The 286-nt window shown below is 43.7% G+C and carries 1 rRNA gene; it reads left to right on the top strand.

The features are described from left to right. Positions 1 to 181: 181 nt before the first annotated feature. Positions 182 to 286: ribosomal RNA gene (locus tag H6A13_RS13180) — 23S ribosomal RNA — on the top strand; the annotation flags it as partial.

Raw genomic sequence — 286 nt, 5'->3', positions numbered from 1 at the left:
CAAAATATCTTGATCAAGACATCCGAGGTAATTGTTATAACAGGAAACTGTGTAATGATTACACACTTTGAAGAAAACAAAGCAAAAAATTGGCCGAAGACCAACGCGTGTAACGCTATGCACGTGTGAGTTTTGGAAGAATACAGCGGTGAAAAACCGCCACCCGCTTTCAAAGCTAGTTGGTCATGCATGAAAGAGCGTATGGTGGATGCCTTGGCACTAAGAGCCGATGAAAGACGTGATAAGCTGCGAAAAGCTTCGGGGAGGAGCAAATATCCATTGATCC

This window comes from Mordavella massiliensis (assembly GCF_016902415.1).
In the GTDB taxonomy this organism is placed as follows: Bacteria; Bacillota; Clostridia; order Lachnospirales; family Lachnospiraceae; genus Merdimonas; species Merdimonas faecigallinarum.
This window is presented reverse-complemented; position numbering and strand designations above follow the sequence as displayed.